16 protein-coding genes are annotated in these 14,714 nt (G+C 70.2%); 12 read left to right on the plus strand and 4 right to left on the minus strand.

The genetic code is table 11. The features are described 5' to 3' along the window. The 11 genes from B8460_RS04545 to B8460_RS04595 form a co-directional block, all read left to right on the plus strand. A partial coding sequence (locus tag B8460_RS04545; protein WP_048860391.1) for an alanine racemase occupies positions 1-662 on the plus strand: 662 nt, incomplete at its 5' end. Next, positions 659-1,444, plus strand: coding sequence for an MlaE family ABC transporter permease (locus tag B8460_RS04550; RefSeq protein ID WP_048860392.1), 786 nt, complete (start codon positions 659-661; stop codon positions 1,442-1,444). The genes B8460_RS04545 and B8460_RS04550, both read left to right, overlap by 4 nt. Next, a complete protein-coding gene (locus B8460_RS04555; protein ID WP_048860393.1) occupies positions 1,441-2,217 on the plus strand; it encodes an ABC transporter ATP-binding protein in 777 nt (258 codons plus the stop codon). The genes B8460_RS04550 and B8460_RS04555 overlap by 4 nt, the downstream gene beginning before the upstream one ends. 14 nt (positions 2,218-2,231) lie before the next feature. After that, entirely contained in the window at positions 2,232-2,900 is a 669-nt protein-coding gene (locus tag B8460_RS04560) for a carbonic anhydrase (protein WP_199445543.1), read from the plus strand. Positions 2,901-2,915: 15 nt separating this feature from the next. Next, a complete protein-coding gene (locus B8460_RS04565) occupies positions 2,916-3,806 on the plus strand; it encodes a bestrophin family protein (protein WP_048860395.1) in 891 nt (296 codons plus the stop codon). A gap of 64 nt (positions 3,807-3,870) precedes the next feature. Beyond that, positions 3,871-5,286, plus strand: coding sequence for an MFS transporter (locus tag B8460_RS04570; RefSeq protein WP_307188621.1), 1,416 nt, complete (start codon positions 3,871-3,873; stop codon positions 5,284-5,286). 116 nt (positions 5,287-5,402) lie between these two features. Next, the gene (locus tag B8460_RS04575) at positions 5,403-5,864 is read left to right on the plus strand and encodes a flavin reductase (protein ID WP_084623234.1); all 462 of its coding nucleotides are present in this window, start codon (positions 5,403-5,405) and stop codon (positions 5,862-5,864) included. 125 nt (positions 5,865-5,989) lie between these two features. Then, positions 5,990-7,252, plus strand: coding sequence for an ABC transporter substrate-binding protein (locus tag B8460_RS04580; RefSeq protein WP_199445544.1), 1,263 nt, complete (start codon positions 5,990-5,992; stop codon positions 7,250-7,252). A gap of 67 nt (positions 7,253-7,319) precedes the next feature. After that, complete coding sequence (locus tag B8460_RS04585; protein WP_048860398.1) at positions 7,320-8,195, plus strand: branched-chain amino acid ABC transporter permease; 876 nt, start codon at positions 7,320-7,322, stop codon at positions 8,193-8,195. Further along, the gene (locus B8460_RS04590) at positions 8,192-9,109 is read left to right on the plus strand and encodes a branched-chain amino acid ABC transporter permease (protein ID WP_048860399.1); all 918 of its coding nucleotides are present in this window, start codon (positions 8,192-8,194) and stop codon (positions 9,107-9,109) included. Before B8460_RS04585 ends, B8460_RS04590 begins: the two co-directional genes overlap by 4 nt. Next, the gene (locus tag B8460_RS04595; protein ID WP_048860400.1) at positions 9,106-10,569 is read left to right on the plus strand and encodes an ATP-binding cassette domain-containing protein; all 1,464 of its coding nucleotides are present in this window, start codon (positions 9,106-9,108) and stop codon (positions 10,567-10,569) included. The genes B8460_RS04590 and B8460_RS04595 overlap by 4 nt, the downstream gene beginning before the upstream one ends. A 91-nt stretch (positions 10,570-10,660) precedes the next feature. On the opposite strand, the gene B8460_RS04600 is transcribed toward B8460_RS04595, so the two are convergent. After that, positions 10,661-11,272, minus strand: coding sequence for a TetR/AcrR family transcriptional regulator (locus tag B8460_RS04600; RefSeq protein WP_199445545.1), 612 nt, complete (start codon positions 11,270-11,272; stop codon positions 10,661-10,663). 153 nt (positions 11,273-11,425) lie between these two features. Here B8460_RS04600 and B8460_RS04605 point away from each other — a divergent pair, with 153 nt between their 5' ends. Beyond that, complete coding sequence (locus B8460_RS04605) at positions 11,426-12,502, plus strand: aldo/keto reductase (RefSeq protein WP_048860402.1); 1,077 nt, start codon at positions 11,426-11,428, stop codon at positions 12,500-12,502. Positions 12,503-12,616: 114 nt separating this feature from the next. Here the strand turns inward: B8460_RS04605 and B8460_RS04610 are convergent, their stop codons facing one another. The 3 genes from B8460_RS04610 to B8460_RS04620 form a co-directional block, all read right to left on the minus strand. Further along, the gene (locus tag B8460_RS04610; protein ID WP_048860403.1) at positions 12,617-13,717 is read right to left on the minus strand and encodes a branched-chain amino acid ABC transporter substrate-binding protein; all 1,101 of its coding nucleotides are present in this window, start codon (positions 13,715-13,717) and stop codon (positions 12,617-12,619) included. Beyond that, on the minus strand, positions 13,714-14,424 hold the full coding sequence (locus B8460_RS04615; protein ID WP_456303900.1) for an ABC transporter ATP-binding protein: 711 nt from the start codon (positions 14,422-14,424) through the stop codon (positions 13,714-13,716). The genes B8460_RS04610 and B8460_RS04615 overlap by 4 nt, the downstream gene beginning before the upstream one ends. 2 nt (positions 14,425-14,426) lie before the next feature. Further along, positions 14,427-14,714: ABC transporter ATP-binding protein C-terminal domain-containing protein (locus tag B8460_RS04620; RefSeq protein ID WP_456303901.1), on the minus strand; the 288-nt coding region annotated here is incomplete at its 5' end.

Raw genomic sequence — 14,714 nt, forward strand, 5'->3', positions numbered from 1 at the left:
TGGACGCCCTCGCCGCCGACCCCGCGCGCCTCGCCCCCGTGACGCTGCGGGCGGTGATGACGCACCTGATCTCGGCCGAGACGCCGGACGATCCGGTCAACGCCGCCCAGCTTGCCCGCTTCGCCGCCGCCTGCGCCCGGCTCCCGCCCGCGCCGCGCAGCATCGCCAACTCGTCCGGCATCTTCCTCGGCCCGGCGGCGCGCTCGGACCTCGCGCGGCCCGGCGCCGCCCTGTACGGCGTCAACCCCACGCCCGGGCAGCCGAACCCGATGCGCGGCGTGGTGCGCCTGACCGCGCCGGTACTCCAGGTGCGCGAGGTCATGGCGGGGGAGACGGTCGGCTACAACGGCATATACCGCGCGACCGGCCGCCGGCGGATCGCGACCGTCAGCGTCGGCTATGCCGATGGCTGGCTGCGCAGCCACTCCGGGCGGGGCCGGGCGTTCTTTGACGGCGAGCCGGTTCCGCTGGTAGGGCGTGTCTCCATGGATCTGACGACCTATGACGTGACCGACGCGCCCGGCGTGGTGCCCGGGAGCCGTCTGGAGCTGCTCGGCCCGCACTGCACGCCCGACGACGCGGCGGCGGCGGCCGGCACGACCGGTTACGAGGTGCTGACCTCGCTCGGCCGGCGCTACGAGCGCATCTACCGCCCCGCGTGACCCCCGTGCTCGACAGCCTCGCCGCCGTCGGCCGGGCGGTGATCGGCGCCTGCCGCGCGACCGGCGCGCTGGCGCTGTTCGCCCTCTCGGGCCTGTCGCACCTGGTGCGGCCGCCCTTCTACGGGCGGATGTTCCTGCGCGCGCTGCTCGACATCGGCTATTTCAGCCTGCCGGTGGTGGCACTCACGGCGCTGTTCACCGGCATGGTGCTGGCGCTGCAATCCTATACCGGCTTCGCCCGCTTCTCGGCCGAGGGCGCGGTCGCCAGCGTCGTGGTGCTGTCGGTCACCCGCGAACTCGGCCCGGTGCTGGCCGGGCTGATGGTCGCCGGCCGGGTCGGCGCGGCGATGGCGGCGGAACTCGGCACGATGCGCGTGACCGATCAGATCGACGCGCTCACCACCCTCTCCACCAACCCGATGAAATACCTCGTCGCCCCGCGCCTGCTGGCGGCGACGGTGGCGCTGCCGCTGCTGGTGGTGGTGGCCGACATCCTCGGCGTGCTCGGCGGCTACATCATCGGCACGCTGAAGCTCGGCTTCAACGCGTCGGAATACCTCGCCCACACGATGGACTTCGTGCAGACGCAGGACGTGGTCTCCGGCCTCGCCAAGGCCGCCGTGTTCGGCTTCCTGATCGCGCTGATGGGCTGCTTCCGCGGCTACAACAGCCGCGGCGGGGCGCAGGGCGTGGGTGCTGCGACGACGGCGGCGGTGGTCAGCGCGTCGATCCTCATCCTCGCCTTCGACTACGTGCTGACCGAGCTGTTCTTCTCGCGATGAGCGGCGACGTCCCGAAGATACGGGTGCGCGGCCTGCGCAAGGCGTTCGGGGCGAAGCGGGTGCTCGACGGCGTCGATCTCGACGTGCCGGCCGGCACCTCGCTCGTCGTCATCGGCGGCTCGGGCACGGGCAAGTCGGTGCTGCTGAAATGCATCCTCGGCCTCATCGTGCCCGACGACGGGGTGATCGAGATCGACGGGCGCGACGTGCTGCGCCTGCCCCGCGCCGAGGCGGAGGCGGTGCGCGCGAAGATCGGCATGCTGTTCCAGAACGGCGCGCTGTTCGACAGCCTGCCGGTCTGGGAGAACGTCGCCTTCGGCCCGCTGGCGCAGCGGCGCGTGACGCGCACGCAGGCCCGGGCGCAGGCGGCGGAGTTCCTCGGCATGGTCGGCCTTGCCGCGAGCGTGGGCGACCTGTCGCCGGCCGAGCTGTCGGGCGGCATGCAGAAGCGCGTCGCCCTCGCCCGCGCGATCGCCGCCCGGCCGGAAATCCTGTTCTTCGACGAACCGACGACCGGGCTCGATCCGATCATGGGGGCGGTGATCGACGGTCTGATCGTCGATTGCGTCAAGCGCCTCGGCAGCACCGCCGTCGCCATCACCCACGACATGGCGAGCGCGCGGCGCATCGGCGACCGGGCGGCGATGCTCAGCCACGGGCGGATCGTCTGGGACGGTCCGGCCGCGTCGCTGATGGACAGCGGCAATGCCGAGGTCGATCAGTTCACCCACGGCCGCCGCGAAGGCCCAATCCAGATGGAACTGCGCCGCTAGGGTGTGCTATAAGCATGTCCATGAGCGACACAGCCGAAAGCCCGATCCGCCGCCTCCTGATGGGGGTGCAGCGCTTCCAGCAGCAGGTGTTCCCCGGTGAACGCGACACGTTCGGCGAACTGGCCGGCGGCCAGAGCCCGCACACGCTGTTCATCGCCTGCGCCGACAGCCGCATCGTGCCGGAGATGATCACCCAGACCGGGCCGGGCGAGCTGTTCGTCGCGCGCAACATCGGCAACATCGTCCCGCCGTATGGGGAGATGCTCGGCGGCGTGTCCGCGATCGTGGAATATGCCTGCATGGCGCTGCGCGTGTCGGAGATCGTCATCTGCGGTCATTCGGACTGCGGCGCGATGAAGGGGCTGCTCGCGGGTCCGGCGGCCACGGAATCGATGCCGACCGTCACGTCGTGGCTGCGTAATGCCGCCGCCGCGCGCAGCGTGGTCGCCGCGACGCAGCCGGACCTCGCGGGCCCCGAGGCGGTGCAGGCGCTGGTGGAACAGAACGTGCGGACGCAGCTCGGGAATCTGCGCACCCATCCCGCCGTTGCCGCCCGCATGGCGGACGGCACCATCGCCATGCACGGCTGGGTCTATGACATCGGCCAGGGCCGCATTTCCGTCCTCGACGAGGACGAGGGTCGGCTGGTGTCGGTGGACGAGGCGCTCGGCCGCCTCTCCTGACGGCGTCCCGCCTCCATGATCGTCGGACTGGAGCTTGACTGGCGGCGCCTGCTGCGCACGACCGGCCCGCTGCTGGTGGCGCTGTTCGCCTATGACATCGTCGTCGCCGTCGCCTACACCTATCTCAACGTGCGCTGGCTCGCGATCGACGGGCTGCCGGTGCCGCTGCTCGGCACCGCGATCGGCGTGTTCCTCGCGCTGCGCAACAACGTCGCCTACGCCCGTTGGTGGGAGGCGCGCACGCTCTGGGGCGCGGTGGTCAACGCCTCGCGCAGCCTCGTGCGCGCGACCCTGGCGATGGTGCCCGACCCCGAGGTGCGGCGGCAGATCGCCTATCTCCAGATCGCCTATGTGATCGCCCTGCGCTGCGGGCTGCGCCGCCTCGACCCCTGGCCGGAGGTCGCGCCGCTGCTGCCGGAGGCGACCGCCGCCCGGCTGCGCGGCAGCGCCAATCTCGCGACGCAGCTGCTGGCCGAACAGGCGCGGCTGCTGTCGGTGCAGAACGACGAGGACGGCGACAGCCGGATGATCCGCCTCGGCACGTTCGACCGCACCCTCAGCGATCTGTCCAACGCCCAGGGCGGGCTGGAGCGCATACGCAACACGCCGCTGCCGCGCCATTTCGATCACTTCCCCCGCTTCGTCATCACCGCCTATGGCGTGCTGCTGCCGCTCGGCCTCGTCGCGGGGCTGGAGATGCTGACGCCGCTCGGCTCGACGCTGATCAGCGCCGTGTTCTTCGCCCTCGACCGCATCGGCGTCGATCTCGAAACCCCGCTCGACAACACCGTCCACGACGTGCCGATGACCGCCATCACCCGCACCATCGAGATCGACCTCCGCCAGATGCTGGGCGAGACGGCGGTGCCGAAGCCGGTTACCCCCGTCGGCGGCGTTCTCTGGTAGGCGGCTGCAACCGGCCGCCGCGCCGTCCGTTGGCACGCGGATGGATCGACCGGCGCCGAGCGACGTGGCCACCACCGACGTGCCGGCGCGGCTCGACCGCCTGCCCTGGAGCCGGTTTCACACCCTCGTCGTGGTGGCGCTCGGCATCACCTGGATCCTCGACGGGCTGGAGGTCACGCTCGTCGGCTCGCTGTCGCCGGCGATCTCCGGCCCGCACGGGCTGAACCTTTCGGGCGGCGAGTTCGGCTGGACCGCGAGCGCCTATCTCGCGGGCGCCGTGGCGGGCGCGCTGGGGTTCGGCTGGCTGACCGACCGGCTGGGCCGCAAGCGGCTGTTCACCGTGACCCTGCTGATCTACCTCGCCGGCACCGTCACCTCCGGCCTCGCGTGGTCGCTGTGGGCGTTCATCCTCTGCCGGATCGTCACCGGCGCCGGCATCGGCGGCGAATACGCCGCGGTCAACGCCACCATCCAGGAACTGATCCCGGCCCGGCGGCGCGGCTTCACCGATCTGGTCATCAACGGCAGCTTCTGGCTCGGCGCCGCGGCGGGCGGGCTCGGTGCGGACGCGGTGCAGGCGTGGCTGCCGCCGGCCTATGCGTGGCGGGCGGTGTTCGTGATCGGCGGTGTGATCGGCCTCGGCGTGCTGTTCCTCCGCCGCTTCGTCCCGGAAAGCCCGCGCTGGATGATGACGCATGGCGACCCGGACGGCGCCGCCGCCGTGGTCGCGGGGATCGAGCGGCGGGTGGAGGCGGCGACCGGCCAGCCCCTGCCGCCGCCGGAGGGGACAAAGCTGCGGCTGCGCACCGACATCACCGCCTGGTTCGGCCCGAGCCTGCGGACGCTGTTCTCCACCTATCGCCGCCGCACCGTCCTCGGCACCGCGCTGATGGGGGCGCAGGCGTTCTGCTACAACGCCGTGCTGTTCACCTATGCGCTGGTGCTGACGCGGTACTATCACGTCCCCGGCGCCCGGGCGGGCCTGTATCTGGTGCCCTTCGCGCTCGGCAATTTCGCCGGCCCGGTGCTGCTCGGCCGGCTGTTCGACAGCGTCGGGCGCAAGCCGATGATCGCCGGCACCTATGCCCTGTCGGCCGTGCTGCTGGCCGCGACCGGCGCCGCCTTCGCGGCCGGGATGCTGACGGCGGTGACGTTGATGGCGGCCTGGACCGTGACCTTCTTCGTCGCCAGCGCCGCCGCCTCCGCCGCCTATCTGACGGTGGGCGAAAGCTTTCCGCTGGAGGTGCGGGCGGTGGCGATCGCGGTCTTCTACGCCCTCGGCACCGGCGTGGGCGGCATCTCCGGCCCGGCCGTGTTCGGCACCCTGATCGAGGGCGGACAGCGGTCCGGCCTGCTGTACGGACACCTCGCGGCGGCAGCACTCATGGCCCTGGCGGCGCTGGCCGAAATCCTCCTCGGCGTGCCGGCCGAGCGCCGCCCGCTGGAAGAGGTCGCCCCGCCTCTGTCCGCCGTGCCCTGAGCTTTCCCAAGCGGGTTGCCTGTCCCGCGTCGGGACGCCTAGATACCGGCCGGGGGGACGCAGGTTTGGAACAGGAGACGGTCGTGCCGGTCACGCGGACGGCGTTTCGCGAGGCGATGGCGCGGCTCGGCGCGGCGGTGAACGTCATCACCACCGACGGGCCGGGCGGGCGCTGCGGCTTCACCGCCTCCGCCGTGTGCAGCGTCACCGACGACCCGCCGACGCTGCTCGTCTGCGTCAACCGCGGCAACGACAGCCACGACCCGCTGATCGCCAACGGCGTCGTCTGCGTCAACACCCTCACCCACGGGCAGCAGAACCTCTCGCCGGTGTTCGCGGGCCTGGGCGAGGCCGACAGCCACGCGGCGCGCTTCGGCCACGCCGACTGGGACACGTTGGCGACCGGGGCGCCGGTCCTGCTGGACGCCGCCGTATCGTTCGACTGCCGCATCGCGCAACGCGTGGAGGTCGGGACGCACACGGTGTTCTTCTGCACGGTGGAGGCGATCCGTGTCGGCGCGGTGCACGAGGGGCTGATCTACTACGGCCGCCACTATCACCGCGTCGCGCCGCCGTGATGACGCGGGCGATCACACGATCGCCGCGGGCACTTGCGCAAAGTTTCAAAGGAAGGCGGAATACCGCCGCATCAAAAAGCCGATGCCGGCAGATCGAGCACCGGCAGACCGAGGAGCGGACAAGAATGGGCAGCAGGACATCGGCCTGGACCCGTGCCGGCGCGTGCGCGGCGGTCGCGACGTTGTGCGTCGCGGGAATGACGGGCGGGACGGCACGTGCCGCCGATCCGCTGAAGATCGGCGTCATCGCCGAGGAATCGGCCATCAGCGGCATCGCGATCCCCAACGGCGCGAAACTCGCGGCCGAGGAAATCAACAAGGCCGGCGGCGTCAACGGCCGCATGATCCAGATCATCGAATACGACGACCACGCCTCGGCCTCGGACGCGGTGCGGGCGTTCCAGCGCGCCGCGCACGAGGATCACGTCGCCGCCGTCATCGCCAGCTACATGAGCGAGGTGGTGCTCGCGCTCGAACCCTGGTCGGGCCGGCTTCACACGCCGATGATCACGCCGGGGGCGGCGAGCGACAACATCACCAAGCGGATCAAGGAAGACTACGACCACCTCAAATACACTTTCCACGGCTACATGACCTCCACGTCGATCGCCGACATCGTGTGCGACGCCGCCAAGGACATGCTGGTGGACAAGCTGCACATGCAGACGGCCGTGGTGATGAGCGAGGACGCGGCCTGGACCGGCCCGCTCGACGCCGAGTACCTGAAATGCCTGCCGAAGATCGGGCTGAAGGTGCTTGACCACATCCGGCTGTCGCCGGACACCACCGACTTCACGCCGATCTACAACAAGATCGAGGGTGAGAAGCCGGACGTCATCATCACCGGCCTCAGCCATGTCGGCGTGCAGCCGACGGTGCAGTGGCAGCAGCAGCAGGTGCCGATCCCGATGTTCGGCATCTCCAGCCAGGCGACCAGCAGCACCTTCTGGAAGGACACCAACGGCGCGGCGCAGGGCGTGGTCTTCAACATGGCCTCCGCCCCCGACACGCCGGTGACGCCGAAGACGATCCCCTTCGCCAAGGCCTATGTCGCGAAATACGGCATCGATCCCGGCTATGCCGGCTACACCGCCTATGACGACGTGTACATGATCGCCGACGCGGTGAAGCGTGCCGGCGGCACCGACCCGGACAAGCTCGTCGACGCGCTGGAAAAGACCGATTACGTCGGCACCATCGGCCGCGTCGTCTTCCGCGGCCGCGACAGCGAGTTCCCGCACGCGCTGACCATCGGCAAGGGCTACATCACCGGCCTGATGGTCGAGTGGGACCACGGCAAGCAGGTCACGGTGTGGCCCGAGGGCGTGGCCGAGGGGAAGATGAGCTTCCCGGCCTTCGTCAAGACCAAGCAATCCTCCGCCAACTGATGCGACAGGGTTCCGACCCGCTTCCCCACCGGGGAAGCGGGCGGCGCCGCGTGCGCGCGACCTGCGCATGCTGACGCTGCAGATCCTCATCGACGGCTTCGCGATCAGCAGCCTGTATGCGCTGGGCGCCGTCGGATTCACCCTCATTTTCGGCGTCTGCGGCGTGCTGAACCTGTCGCACGGCGCCATCATGGTCGCCGCCGCCGTCGCCGCCTGGGTGTTCGCGGGCACCTATGGCGCGGGTCCGGTCGGCGGCGCGCTCGGCGGCGTCGTGGTCGGTCTGGTGGTCGCGTATGTCACCTACGGGCTGATCGTCCGGCCGATCCAGCGCTCGCGCCTGATCCCGCACGAGGAGAAGGAGATCTTCGTGCTCACCAGCACGCTGCTCTGGGGCATCATGATCCAGGAGGCGATCGCCTATTTCTTCACGAGCAACCCCAAGACGGTGCCGCCGGTGATCCCCGGCGTGATCAACATCGCGGGCGTGCGCACGCCCACCAACGAACTGCTCACCGCCGTCGTCTCACTCGGCGCCATCGGGCTGCTGTGGGTGCTGGTCAACGGCACGCGGCGCGGCCGGGCCCTGCTGGCCGCGGCGATCAACCCGCGCGGGCTGACGCTGCTCGGCTTCGAGCTGGACCGCATCTATCTGCTGGTGTGGACGATCTACGGACTGCTCACCGGCATCGCGGGCGTGCTGCTCGGCGCCTTCCTCGGCGTCTCGTCCGACAATGTCGGGACGTTGACGGCGAGCGCCTTCTCCATCGTCGTGCTCGGCGGCCTCGGCAGCGTCAGCGGCTCGCTGGTCGCGGCCTTCGTCGTCGGCTACCTGGAGACCTGCACTGCCTATCTCGTCTCGCCGACCATACGCACCGTGCCGGTGCTGCTGCTGCTGGTGGCGGTGGTCTATGTGCGGCCGCAGGGCCTGCTGGGGCGGCGATGAGCGGGCGCACCCTCTGGACCGGCTTCCTCGTCGCCCTCGCGGGGCTGGCGCTGCTGCCGTTTGGCGTCGGCGGCTACGTGCTCGGCCTGATGACGCTCGCCTATTACTACGGCGTGTTCGCGATGGCCTGGGACCTGCTGTTCGGCTTCGCGGGCGAGGTCAATTTCGGGCCGAGCTTCCTCACCGGCCTCGGCGCCTATGCGGCGGGGCTGCTCAACCATTACGCCGGCTGGCCGATCCCCGCCTGCGTCGCGGCGGGCGCCGCGGCGGCGGTGGTCGGCGGCGTGGCGCTCGCGGTGCCGGCGCTGCGCCTCAGCGGGCCGTATTTCGGCCTGATCACCCTGGTCGCGGTGCTGCTGCTGCAAAACGCGCTGGTGCTCAACGCGGGCTTCACGGGCGGCGAGATCGGGCTTGACCTGCCCGACGTGCTCAGCGCGGACGAGAGCACCAACTACTGGATCGCGCTCGCCTTCATGGGCCTCAGCGGCGCCATCCTGTTCGGCCTGTCGCGCTCCGCCGTGGGGCTGATCCTGCAGGCGAGCGGACAGGACGCGGTGGAGGCCTCCGCCCTCGGCTACAACGTCACCAAGCACAAGCTCGCGGCGTTCTGCATCTCGGCGCTGTTCTCCGGCCTCGCGGGCGCGATGCTGGTCTTCTACCTCGGTACCGCGAGCGTCGGCACCGTGGTCGACATCGCGGTCGGCGTGCAGGTCATCATCGCCGCCGTGCTCGGCGGCAGGCGCACCATCCTGGGGGCGGCGATCGGCGCGATCTTCCTCATCGTCGCGGGCGAGCTGCTGCGCCCGCTCGGGCAGCTCTCCACCTTCGTCGTCTCGGCCTTCGCGCTGGCAGTGATCCTGTTCTTCCCCGGCGGCTTCCTCGGCATCCTCTCCTCGCGCGGAGGCGCACGATGAGCGCGCTCCTCGAAGTCAGCGGCCTGACCAAGCGCTTCGGCGGTCTCGTCGCGGTCAAGGATATCGGCTTCTCCATCGCCGCCGGCGAGATCCTCGGCCTGATCGGCCCGAACGGGTCGGGCAAATCGACGGTGATGAAGCTCATCATGGGCATCGAGCGGCCGAACGCCGGATCGGTGCGCATCGACGGCGTCGACGTCGCCGGCTGGCCCACGCACCGCATCGCGCGCCAGGGCGTGGGGCTGGTGTTCCAGCACTCCCGCCCGCTGCACCGGCAGACCGTACTGGAGAACATCACGCTGGCGCTGCTGCCCGACAGCCTGTTCCGCCTCGCCGCCGGCAGCCATGTCGCCGCCCGCGCGCGCGAGATCGCCGCCCGCGTCGGGCTGGAGGGCGTGATGCACCGCCGTCCCTCCACCCTGCCCTTCGCCGACCTGCGCCGGCTCGAACTGGCCAAGGCGGTGGCGCGCAACCCGAAGGTCGTGCTGGTGGACGAGCCCTTCGCCGGGCTGACGGCGGGCGAGGTCGCGTCCTTCTCCGAGCTCATCGCGAGCTTCCGGGCGGAGGGACACGCGGTGCTGCTGGTCGATCACAACGTCAAGAGCGTCGCGGCGCTGGTCGATCGCGTGCTCGCCATGTATCTCGGCGAATACGTGGCCGAGGGCAGCGCCGAGGAGGTGATGCGCAACGAGACGGTCCGCCGCGTCTATCTCGGCGGCAAGATCGAACTCGCCGCGCGTCCCGAACCCACCGACACCGGCCGCCCGCCGCTGCTCGACGTCGCCGGCGCGAGCGTGCTGTACGGCAAGGCGCAGGCGCTGGAGGACGTGTCGCTGCACGTGCGCGAGGGCGAGTTCGTCTCCGTCGTCGGCCTCAACGGCGCCGGCAAGACGACGCTGTTCAACGCGATCAGCGGCCTCGTGCCCCATGCCGGGGAGATACGCTTCGCGGGCGAGAGCCTGCGCGGGCGCAGCGCCGCGCAGATCGCGCGCGGCGGCATCGTGCAATGCCCCGAAAGCCGCGAGCTGTTCGGCGGCATGAGCGTGCAGGACAACCTCGAACTCGGCGGCCAGCACCAGCCGGCCCCGGTGCGCGAACGCCAGCTCGCGTGGCTCTACGAGCTGTTCCCGATCCTCAAGGCCCGCGCGCGGCAGGCGTCGCGTACGCTCTCGGGCGGCGAGCAGCAGATGCTGGCGATCGCGCGGGCGCTGATGATGCAGCCGCGCCTGCTGATCCTGGATGAACCGACACTCGGCCTCGCGCCGGTGATCCTGGAACAGCTGTCCAAGGCGATGGAATTGCTGCGCCAGACGACGGACATCACCGTGCTGCTCGGCGAACAGAACGTCACCTTCGCCCTGCCGCACGCCGACCGCGTCTATGTCCTCGAACACGCCCGCATCGTCTGGGAAGGCACGCCCACGCGCTTCGAAGCGGAGATGGGGACGGGCTACCTGTAGCCTTACAGGCGCGAACAGCCGCCGCTCGCGCTCTCATTCCCGCACCGGCAGTGACGGAGCGACCGGAAAGGGGGGTAAAGCGGACCGGCGCCTAGGAGTGCGGCATGAGTCGTTTCGCCCTTGCAGGCGTGCGTCGCGACACGGGCTTGCGAGGCGGCAAGCAGGGCCAAGCGTCCATGGCGGCCTCGGCGATTGAGAGCAGCTGATCCCTGGATGCGCCGTCACGCGCAAGCACCGACATTCCTTGCGTGACTGCCACGGTCAGGTTTGCAAATTGTTCGGCCTGGGTCTCGGGGGGGAGCACGCCGCTCGCAACATCGCGCTCTATTCGTTTCCGCAACAGGCTCCTCATGCGGCTGCGGACCTTGGTAACCGCAGCCTGCACGTCGGCGGATGCGGCCGATCCGCTAGCGGTCGCGCTGGCCAACAAGCATCCGCGCGGGGTCGCCTCTCCTGTGTATCGTGTCGCCGCGGCCGTCATGAAGGTGCGGGCGGCTTCGCAGGCTGTCGGCGCGTCGTTGATCGCACGCGCCAGTTCGTCGGGGTCGCCGGCGTAGAGGTGCATCGCCTCCAGAAACAGCCGCTTCTTGTCGCCGAAGGCAGCGTACAGGCTGGGAGCGTTGACGCCCATGGCGGCCGTGAGGTCGGCAACCGAGCAGGTTTCGTAGCCGTAGCGCCAAAAAGTCAGCATCGCCGCGCGCAACGCAGCCGCTCGATCGAATGACAGGGGCCGGCCGGTGCGGCGCGGCGGGGTCTCGGAACGGTATTTCATAGCGAACACTAAGAAAGTGGTTGATGCCGAGGATATCGGAGTATATGGTTTCATAGCATTCACTATGAAAGGCAAGACCATCCCATGTCGCTCGTCGATTTCCGGACGCTCGGCCGGTCAGGCCTGGTTGTCAGCCCTCTGGCTCTTGGAACCATGACCTTCGGGGCAAACGGCTGGGGCGCAGACGAGGCGGCGTCGCGGGAGCTGTTCGACAGCTACCGTGCGGCGGGCGGCAACTTCATCGATACGGCCGACATCTATGGAGGGGGCGCCAGCGAGATGCTGGTAGGACGGTTCATCACCGACACGGGCGCGCGCGACGAGGTGGTGCTGGCGACCAAGTTCGCATTCAACGGTTCGGCCAGCCCGCTCGCGGCGACCCAGGGCGGCCGGGGCAACCCGAATGCGGGCGGCGCGGGCGCCAAGAACATCCATCGCGCGCTTGAGGCGTCGCTGAGACGTCTCGGCACGGACTACGTGGATCTCTACTGGATGCATATCTGGGACGGCGTGACGCCGGTCGAGGAGATTGTGCAGACGCTGGGTGACCTCGTTCGGGCCGGCAAGATCCGCTACTACGCATTCTCGGACATGCCCGCCTGGCTCGCGACGAAGGCGGCCACAATCGCCGCCGAGCGCCGCGTTCCGGCGCCGATTGCGATACAGGTCGAGTATTCGCTCGTGGCGCGCGACGTCGAGAGCGAACACGTCCCGGCCGCGCGCGAGGCGGGCATGGGTGTGGTGCCGTGGAGCCCGCTGGCGGGCGGCTTTCTCAGCGGCAAGTATCGGCGCGAGGATACCAGCGGAACGGGCCGGCTGAGCGGCGCCAACCCGTTCGGCAACAGCAAGTTCGCAGACCGCAACTGGGACATATTGGACGCGCTGAAATCCGTAGCCGACGAGCTCGGCTGCACGCTTGCGCAGGCTGCGCTGGCATGGGTCATGGCGCAGCCCGGCGTGACGGCGACGCTGGTGGGCGCGAGCAGGCTGCCGCAGCTCGAGGACAACATGAAAGCGACCGAGATAGCGCTGAATGCGGATCAGATGAGCCGCCTCGATGCGGCCAGCGCGCCCACGCCGGGCTTCACCGCCGCGCTCTCGTCCCCGGCAGTCCGGCGGATGGTTTTTGGGGGAAACAGCGTCAAGGGCTGGGCGGGCTGATCAAGCAGCGTTCGTGGGCCTATCGAGCATACGGAATAGATGTGGACGCAGAGTGCGGTGACTTCCCGGAAAGGGGGCGGGCTCTTAAGCTCGCGCCTATGCCCCGTCCCGCCGCTACATCTGCGCGTATTTGCCGTCCTCCCAGCGGTAGAACACGTACCCGCCGCCGGTCACGTCGCCCTTTGCGTCGAAGCTGATGGGGCCGAGCACGGATGGCCAGGGGCCGTCCTTCTTCAGGGTCGCCGCGACCTTCTGCGCGTCGGTGCCGCCGGCCTTCGCCGCCGCCTCGGCCCAGACCTGCACGGCGGCATAGGTGTAGAGGACGTATCCCTCGGGATCGATCTTCTTCGCCCGGAACTCGGCGACGACGGCGGCGGCTTCGGGGCGGGTGCGCGGGTCGGGCGGGAAGGTCATCAGCGTGCCGGCGCCGGCCGGGCCCGCGATCTCCCAGAACTCGCTGGTCACCAGCGCGTCGCCGCCCACCAGCGTCGCGTGCATCCCCTGCGCCTTCGCCTGACGGATGATCAGCGCCGCCTCGGTGTGGTAGCCGCCGACATAGATCACCGTGATGCCGGCCGCCTTCAGCCGCGACACCAGCGCCGAATAGTCGCGCTCGCCGGGCGTGTAGGATTCGTGCAGCGCCTCGGTCACGCCGGCGGCGTTGAGCGCCTTTTTCGTCTCGTCCGCGAGGCCTTTGCCATAGGCGGTGTTGTCGTCGAGGATGGCGATCTTCGCGCCCCGCTCATGCGCCGCGAGCCACGCGCCGGCGACGCGTCCCTGCTGGTCGTCGCGGCCGCAGACGCGGAACGTGTTCCAGCTCCCCTTGTCGGTGTAGTCGGGATTGGTCGAGCCGGGGGAGATCTCCAGGATGCCCTCGTCCGCATACACCTTGCTCGCCGGGATCGAGCTGCCGGAGCAGTAATGCCCGGCGACGAACACCACGCCGTTGCTCGCGAACTGATTGGCGACGGACACTGCCTGCCGCGGGTCGCACGCGTCGTCGCCCACCTGCAGCACGATCTTCTGTCCCAGCACGCCGCCATGGGCGTTGAGGTCGGCCACCGCCTGCTCCGCCCCCTCGCGCAGCTGCTGGCCGAACGCGGCGTATTGCCCGGTCATCGGGCCGGCGACGCCGATCGTCACCTGCGCCCGGGCCTGTGTCCCTGCCGCGAGAACCCCCGCCGCGACCAAAGCGATCCAAGCCCCGCGCCTCATGCCCCGCCCTCCAGATACGCCGCCTGTATGTCCGACCGCGCCAGCAGCTCGGCGCCGGTGCCGTCCGCGGTGATGCGGCCGTTGACGAGAACATAGCCCCGATGCGCGAGCCGCAGCGCCTGATACGCATTCTGTTCCACCAGCAGCACGGTCAGCCCGTCCTTGCGGTTGAGCGTGCGGATGGCGGCGAAGATCTGCCGCGCGATCAGCGGCGCCAGGCCGAGCGACGGCTCGTCGAGCAGCAGCAGCCGGGGCGCCGCCATCAGCGCGCGCCCGATCGCCAGCATCTGCTGCTCCCCGCCCGACAGGGTGCCGCCGCGCTGCCGCCGCCGCTCCGCGAGGCGGGGGAACAGATCGAACACCCGCGCCATTCCGGCGGCCGGATCGGCGCCGGCCGCCGCGCCCATCAGCAGGTTCTCCTGCACCGTCATGCGCGGGAAGATGCGCCGCCCCTCCGGCGATTGCGCGATGCCGCGGCGCATGATGCGATGCGTGGGCCACCCCGTGATGTCCGTGCCCTCGTGCTCGATGCGGCCCGCGCGCGCCTGCGGCCGGCCGCAGATCGTCATCATCAGCGTCGTCTTGCCGGCCCCGTTGGCGCCGATCAGGGTCACGATCTCGCCGGCCTCCACATGCAGGTCGATGCCGCGCAGCGCCTCGATCGCGCCATAGCCCGCCCGCACGCCCGACAGACGCAGCAGCGCCACGCTCAGCCCGCCCGCGCCGCGACGGCGGCCGGCGTCTCGTCCTCGTCGCCCTCGCCGAGATAGGCACGGATCACCGCCGGGTCGCGCCGCACCTCCTCCGGCGTGCCGTCGGCGATGCGCCGCCCGTGATCCAACACCACGATGTGGTCGGACAGCCCCATCACCACGCGCATGTCGTGCTCGATCAGCAGCAGCGTGCAGCCGCGCGCCCGCACCGTGCGCAGCAGCGTCACCAGCTCCGCCGATTCCCGCCCGTTCAGCCCCGCCGCCGGCTCGTCGAGGCACAGCAG

This window comes from Acidisphaera rubrifaciens HS-AP3 (assembly GCF_000964365.1).
GTDB classification, from domain to species: domain Bacteria; phylum Pseudomonadota; class Alphaproteobacteria; order Acetobacterales; family Acetobacteraceae; genus Acidisphaera; species Acidisphaera rubrifaciens.